The organism is Streptomyces mesophilus (assembly GCF_011044995.1).
Lineage (GTDB): Bacteria > Actinomycetota > Actinomycetes > Streptomycetales > Streptomycetaceae > Streptomyces > Streptomyces mesophilus.
In genome coordinates, this window is the sequence record NZ_JAAKZW010000334.1 from 1 (window position 1) to 6,503 (window position 6,503).

A 6,503-nucleotide genomic window follows, 5' to 3' on the forward strand; every position below is an offset into this window, starting at 1 on the left:
GGGTTCTTAGGGTGGCGTTAAGGGAGAGATGGGGAGCGATTAATGGTGCGGGTGTTGCTGGAGGTGCGGGCGGGAGCTGGAGGTGCAGGAGGACCCGTAAGAGCTGGAGATGCACGGGGACGCGTAAGAGCTGGGCTCACACTCCTGACGGACTCGCCTGCTGCCCCTTCTTCCTGCGCCGCACCGCGGCCCCCCGGTGCCGGCGCCGCCCCTCGGTGGGCCGGCGGGCGTCCAGCTGGATCCAGATCCGGACCTCCGTACCCCCGAGCACCGACGACCCGATCCGCACATCACCGCCGGTCGCCTCGGCCATCTGCCGCACGATGTCCAGGCCGAGCCCGGTCGACCCGGCCGCGCCCGAACCGCCGCCCCGGCGCAGCGCCGCCTCCGGGTCGGTGATGCCCGGTCCCGCGTCCGAGACGAGGACGATCACGGCGTCCTCGCCGTTGTGGACGTCGACCGCGAAGGCGGTGCCCTCGGCGGTGTGCCGGAAGACATTGCCGAGCAGCGCGTCGAGGGACGCGACCAAGTCGGCGCGCGCGACCGGGATATGGACCGGCCGGTCCACGCCCGCGACCCGCACCTTGCGCGCCTCGTCCTCGGCAAGGGCCGACCAGAACGCCATCCGCTCCCTGATCACCTCGGCCGCGTCGCACCCGGCGCCACCGCCGTGCGCGGTCTGCGGCTTGGCCTCGCGGGCGGTACGGATGATCGTGTCGACCTCGCGTTCCAGCTGCTCGACCGCGGAGCGGGTCTGGTCGGCCGCGGCCCCGTCGCCAAGCGAGGCGGCGTTCAGGCGCAGGACCGTCAGCGGGGTACGGAGGCGGTGGGACAGATCGGCCGCCAGCTCGCGTTCGTTGGCGAGCAGTTGGACCACCTGGTCGGCCATCGAGTTGAAGGCCACGGCGGCCGACTTGAGTTCGGTCGGCCCCTCCTCGGGCACCCGTGCGCCCAGCTTCCCCTCGCCGAGGTCGTGCGCGGCGCCCGCGAGGCGCTTGGCCGGCTGGATGAGCCGTACGCCGAGCCGGTCCGCCACCGCGACGGAGCCGATGATCAGCGCGACGCCCACGCCCGCGAGCACCACCCAGGCCGTGGTGACCCCGTTGGTGACATCGCCCTCGGGCACGAAGATCTCGACGACCGCGTTGCCGCCCGCGCTCAGTGCGGTGGGCTGCAGGAGTACGGAGCCGCCGGGCGCCTCGGCGATGAAGGCCCGGCTCTTGCGGCGGGCCGTCTCGACGTCGGCGCCCTCGGCGCGCTGGACGCCGATCCTGCTCGCGGCCTGACCGTCGACGGCGGGCAGATGGACGGCCATCCGCCCCTCGCCGCCCGCGTCGGTGATCGCGATGGCCCGCTCGAGCTCCACGCGGTCGGTGGTGATGGAGAGGGTCGGCGCGATATTGGCCGCCTGGCGTTCGGCGTTGGAGATGGCGCGGTCACTGGCCATCTCCTTGATGACCAGCGCCAGCGGGACCGCGAAGGCGACGACGACCATCGTGGTGACCGCAAGGCACACCTTGACGAGGGCCCACCTCACCGCGGGGGCTCCAGCTTCACACCGACACCGCGCAGCGTGTGCAGATAGCGGGGTTTTGCTGCGGTTTCACCCAACTTCCGGCGAAGCCATGACAGATGTACGTCGATGGTCTGGTCGTCCCCGTACGACTGCTGCCAGACCTCGGCGAGCAGCTCCTTGCGCGGTACGACCACTCCGGGCCGCCCGGCGAGGAAGGCGAGGAGATCGAACTCACGCCGGGTGAGATCGAGCGTGGCACCGTCGAGTGAGGCCTGGCGCCTGAGCGGGTCGATGGCGAGCCCGCCGACCCGCAGCACGCTGGACACCGCCGCCTCGCCCCCGCCGCCGGCTCCCGCCCGGCGCAGCACCGCGGCCATCCGGGCCGACAGATGCTCGACGGAGAAGGGCTTGGTCAGATAGTCGTCGGCGCCGTCGTTGAGGAGCCGGACGATCTCCGTCTCGTCGTCGCGCGCAGTGGCGATGATCACGGGGACGTCGGTGATCCCGCGCAGCATCTTCAGCGCCTCGGCCCCGTCCAGATCGGGCAGACCGAGATCGAGAATGACCACGTCGAAGCGGAAATGAGCGACCTCGCGCAGCGCCTCGAGGGCCGTCCCGACACTGCGCACGGTGTGCGAGGCGTCGGTCAGATGCCGGATGAGGGCCGAGCGTACGAACTGGTCGTCCTCGACCACGAGCACACTTGCCATGGCCCGCACCGTACGCCATACGGGGGACACCGGTCATGGCACACGGGAGACCCCGGTCCTGGCACCGGCGTTGCCGCACCCCCAGGACACCAGTGGGCCGGATGGTGCAGGATGGCCCGCGATGCACAGAGGCTTGGTACATGCAGCGGCGTGGACATGCGCCACCGGGGCAGCGGTGACGCTGTCCTGGTGGGGGGTGCACACGGTGATGTCCGGAACGGCCTATGATCCGCCCCGCGCACTCCCGTTGACCGCTTCCCATGAGACGACCCAGCAGGCGGTGGACCCGAAGGCGTCCTCCACCCGCCGCCCCAAGGAGCCCTCGAAGTCCGGCGATTCAGGCAAGGGTTCCAATTCGGGCAAACCCTCCGAGTCTTCGCGGCCGGACGGGAAGGGGTCCTCTTCCCCGACCGGCTCACCGAGCAAGTCGGACAGTTCGTCGCCCTCGTCCTCGGCCGCGGCCGGCGACGTGAAGCCCTACAGCGTCTCGGGCGGCCGGGTCGTCTTCGAGATCCACGCCGCCTCCGCCGAGCTGGTCTCGGCCACGCCCAAGACGGGCTGGGAGATGCAGATCTGGAAGCAGCCGGAGCAGGACTGGATCCGGGTCACGTTCACCCAGGGCACCCGCGAGGTCTCGGTCTTCTGCACCTGGCACGACCATGCGCCACAGGTGGAGATCGACGATCCGTGACGGGTCCTCGCCGGTCCCGCTAGCGGAAGACCCCTGGCGGCGGCGCCGGTGAGGCGACGGCCGCCGCGTCGCGGACGGGGGTGGCGCCGCCGGTGAAGTCGGCCAGGGCGCGGCCGTGTTCGACGCGGCCCGGGTGCGGGTCCGAGGCGATACGGCGGGTGAGTTCCGCGACCGGGAGCTCGGTGTCGGAGGCGACGAGGACCGCGTTGCCGAACCGCTTGCCGCGCAGCACCGCCGGGTCGATGGCCAGGGCCAGTTCCCCGAAGACCGCCGCCACGGTCGCGATCTGGCCGCGCAGATGGGCCAGCGGCGGGCCGTCCGCGAGGTTGGCGGCATAGTGGCCGCCGGGCCTGACGACCCTGCGTACCTCTTCGAGGAATTCGACGCTCGTCAGATGCGCGGGCGTGCGCGCCGCGCTGAACACATCGGCGATCAGCAGGTCCGCCCAGCCGTCGGGGATCTTCAGGAGCCCCTCGCGGGCGTCGGTGGACCGCACGCGGATCCGTGCGGTGGGGTCCAACGGAAGCTCCCTGCGCACCAGTTGGACGAGCGCCGCATCGCGCTCCACGATCTGCTGCGAGGAGCGCGGCCGCGTACCGGCCACATAGCGGGCCAGCGTGAACCCGCCGCCCCCGAGATGCACCACCTGCAGCGGCTTGCCGAGCGGGGCGACCAGATCGATGACATGGCCGAGGCGGCGCTGGTAGGAGAAGTCGAGATACCTGGGGTCGTCGAGGTCCACATGGGACTGGGGAGCGCCGTCCACGAGCAGGGTCCAGGCGCGCGGCCGGTCCGGATCGGGTATCAGCTCCGCGAGCCCCCCGTCGACCGTCTCGACCACGGCCTGAGCTGCGCTTTTCCTTCGGGCCATCTGGCCATTATGGGGCCGCACGGGCCGGCCCCGCGCTGCGAGCGGGCAGGGGCGGGCGCGGGTACCGGCGGGCCCTGGATCCGGCCCCCGCCGGTAGGCGCGCCCCAGGTGAGCGATGATGGACAAGCGAGGCGATCAACGGCGATACGCCCCTTACGTACACATTCCGTAGTTCTGGAGCGACCCATGGCAGCCCGCATCCTCCTGGCCCGGCACGGACAGACCTCCTGGTCCCTGTCCGGCAAGCACACCGGCCGGACGGACATCCCGCTGCTCGACGAGGGCCGGACCGGCGCGAAGCTGCTCGGCGAGCGGCTGCGGCGGGCGCCGTACGACGGCCTGCCGGAGGTCGAGGTGCGCACCTCGCCGCTCGTGCGCGCGGCCGAGACCTGCGAGATTGCCGGGTTCGGCGACCGGGCCGAGCGCTGGGACGCCCTCATGGAGTGGGATTACGGGGCGTACGAGGGGATGACCCCGGCCGAGATCCAGGCGGTCCGTCCGGGCTGGTTCATCTGGCGGGACGGCGTCCCGGACGGCGAGACGCTGGCCGAGGTCTCCGCCCGCGCGGACGAAGTGGTCGCGTGGGCCCGCTCCGCGGACCGCGATGTCCTGGTCTTCGCCCACGGGCACATCCTGCGCTCCATCGGCGCCCGCTGGCTCGGCCTCCCCCTCGACTTCGCCGCCCGCATCCGCCTCAACCCCACGTCCCTTTCCATCCTGGGCTGGGCCTACGACGCCCCGGCCATCGAGTCCTGGAACGAAACGGGCCACCTGGAGCGGTAGCCCCCACCCCTGGGCTGACCCCCCGAGAAGGGGACCCCCTGTTCATCGCCACGTCCGGTTTGCCGCCTTTGCGCTGGACGCTGGGTCCCCCTGTCACCTACGCGGTCCGGCCCAGGCCCTGGTGGCGTTCCAGGAACGTTGCCACTCCGGGGGTTCGGCGGTGCGGGAGGAGGACGCGTGCTGTGGCGCGCAGTATCGACTGCACGCGGCTCGACTGGACCTCGCCGAGGAGGTCGAGGACCTTGCGGCCCGCCGAGGCCGCCTCGTCGGGGCGGCCCGCGCGGGCCAGATCGTCGGCGAGTTCGGCGGTGTAGAGCGCCGTGTTGCGGGTGAAGTGCGGGTCCTGGAGCGCGACGGCGGTGTGCGCGCGGGAGGCGGCCTTCGACCACTCGCCCAGTGCGGACCAGCACTGGGCCTCCAGGCCCGCCAGTTCGGCCGCGCCGAAGAAGGTCATCCACTCAGGGTCGGCATCCGAAGTCCCCCGCCCGAACAGGCGCTGGGCGCGGGTGAGTGCCTGCTCGCAGCCGGTCCGGTCGGACAGCGCCGCGAGCCCGCCTGCCTCACGCAGCGCGAGCAGCGAAAGCAGCCGGTCGGAGCCGAGCGGCCCGGCCGCCCGCTGCGCGGCCTGCGCCGCCCGTACCGCCTCACGGGGCCGTCCGGCATCGCGGGCCAGGAACGACATGTTGCAGAACGCATGCGCCTCGAGCCCCGGATCCGCGAGCAGCCGCGCGGTGGCCAGCGCCTCCCCGTAATGCGAGCGCGCGTCCTCGTAACGGCCCGAGTCATGGGCCAACCAGCCGACGGAGATGGCCAGTTCGCCGGCGCTCGCCTGCAGCCGGTCGGTGATGGACTGCCGCGCCGTGCCCTCGTCGAGCAGGGCGTAGGCGCTGCGCAGCGGGGCGGCCGCCCGCCGATAGAGGCCGTCGGCGCCGTGCCGGTCGTCGAGCAGCCGGATCCTGCGTACGGCCTCCTCCACCGCATCGGCCTCCGCGCCGCCCACGCGCCGCCGGGGCCGCTCGCCGCCCGGGGCCTGGGCGAGGCTCAGCGAGGCGGTGGCCACCGCGGCTGTGGTGCCGGTCATGAACACGCGACGCAGCACGTCGCTCTCCTCGGGGTGTTTCAAGTACGGGGTGGTGCCTGGCGGTTCGTACGGCGCCCTCGGCACTTCGGACGGCGTTCTCGGTACGGGGAGCTCGGCCGGCATCCGCGGTAGCTCGGCGTGCGGGGCGGGCGCCCGGGCCGCCGCGCGCGCCCCTCGGCCGCGGACCGTCTCACGGGGCGCGAACCCCAGGTCGGTCAGCGCGCGGCCGGGGAACATGTGCAGGAAGACGCGCTCGTACGCATAGTTGGGGCAGCGGATCTCGCCCGCCTCCACCCGTCCGATATAGCGCGCGTCGCACGAGACCCGTTCGCCGATCTCGCGCGCGGCCCTGCGTACGGCAGCGGCGAACTCACCCGGCGACAGGCTGCCCCGCAGCATCCGGAAAGCACGATTCGGCCGGGGTGTCCCGGCCGGTGAAGTCGGTGAAGTCCTCGAGGCCGACGCCATGGACCAGCCCTCTCGTCACGGCTCACGGTGGTTCCGGCGTCACGCTCGGGTGGCTCCGGCGGGGCCACGAACGTACCGGGAGTGACGGGTGCGGCACGCAGGGTTTTGCTACAAACCGGAAATCCCAGCCGCGATCCGCCATGAACTGCCATCCAATGCGGCGATTCGACGCCGTAGCCGTTGACTTGGCCGCGCGTTGAACCATGCGGTGAGCACTCCCCAGCACTAGGGCCTGTCTCCCTGATCCGGCCTGATCCACAAGACAGGCCCTAGCCCCGCGAGCGCTCCCAGACCACGAGCATCCGGTGAGCACTCCCAGACCATGAGCGTCCTGAGCCAGGAGGGGTCCCCTTGTTGGAAGTGACCGTGCCCGCCCCAAAACC

General features: G+C 72.1%; 6 protein-coding genes. 2 read left to right on the forward strand and 4 right to left on the reverse strand.

The features are described 5' to 3' along the window. Positions 1-136: 136 nt before the first annotated feature. On the reverse strand, positions 137-1,537 hold the full coding sequence (locus G6045_RS38335; RefSeq protein WP_165336865.1) for a HAMP domain-containing sensor histidine kinase: 1,401 nt from the start codon (positions 1,535-1,537) through the stop codon (positions 137-139). Beyond that, positions 1,534-2,226 (reverse strand): response regulator transcription factor, encoded by a 693-nt coding sequence (locus tag G6045_RS38340; protein WP_199549871.1) that lies wholly within the window; start codon positions 2,224-2,226, stop codon positions 1,534-1,536. Before G6045_RS38340 ends, G6045_RS38335 begins: the two co-directional genes overlap by 4 nt. Before the next feature lie 121 nt (positions 2,227-2,347). On the opposite strand from G6045_RS38340, the gene G6045_RS38345 reads away from it, so the two are divergent. Beyond that, entirely contained in the window at positions 2,348-2,917 is a 570-nt protein-coding gene (locus G6045_RS38345) for a hypothetical protein (RefSeq protein ID WP_165336866.1), read from the forward strand. Between the two features lie 19 nt (positions 2,918-2,936). Here G6045_RS38345 and G6045_RS38350 read toward each other — a convergent pair whose 3' ends face one another. Next, positions 2,937-3,788 carry a spermidine synthase gene (locus G6045_RS38350; protein WP_165336867.1) on the reverse strand — a complete coding sequence of 284 codons (852 nt, stop codon included), beginning with the start codon at positions 3,786-3,788 and terminating at the stop codon, positions 2,937-2,939. A gap of 186 nt (positions 3,789-3,974) precedes the next feature. Here G6045_RS38350 and G6045_RS38355 point away from each other — a divergent pair, with 186 nt between their 5' ends. After that, a complete protein-coding gene (locus G6045_RS38355; protein ID WP_165336868.1) occupies positions 3,975-4,571 on the forward strand; it encodes a histidine phosphatase family protein in 597 nt (198 codons plus the stop codon). Positions 4,572-4,668: 97 nt separating this feature from the next. Here the strand turns inward: G6045_RS38355 and G6045_RS38360 are convergent, their stop codons facing one another. Beyond that, positions 4,669-6,120 carry a hypothetical protein gene (locus G6045_RS38360; RefSeq protein WP_165336869.1) on the reverse strand — a complete coding sequence of 484 codons (1,452 nt, stop codon included), beginning with the start codon at positions 6,118-6,120 and terminating at the stop codon, positions 4,669-4,671. Between the last annotated feature and the right edge of the window lie 383 nt (positions 6,121-6,503).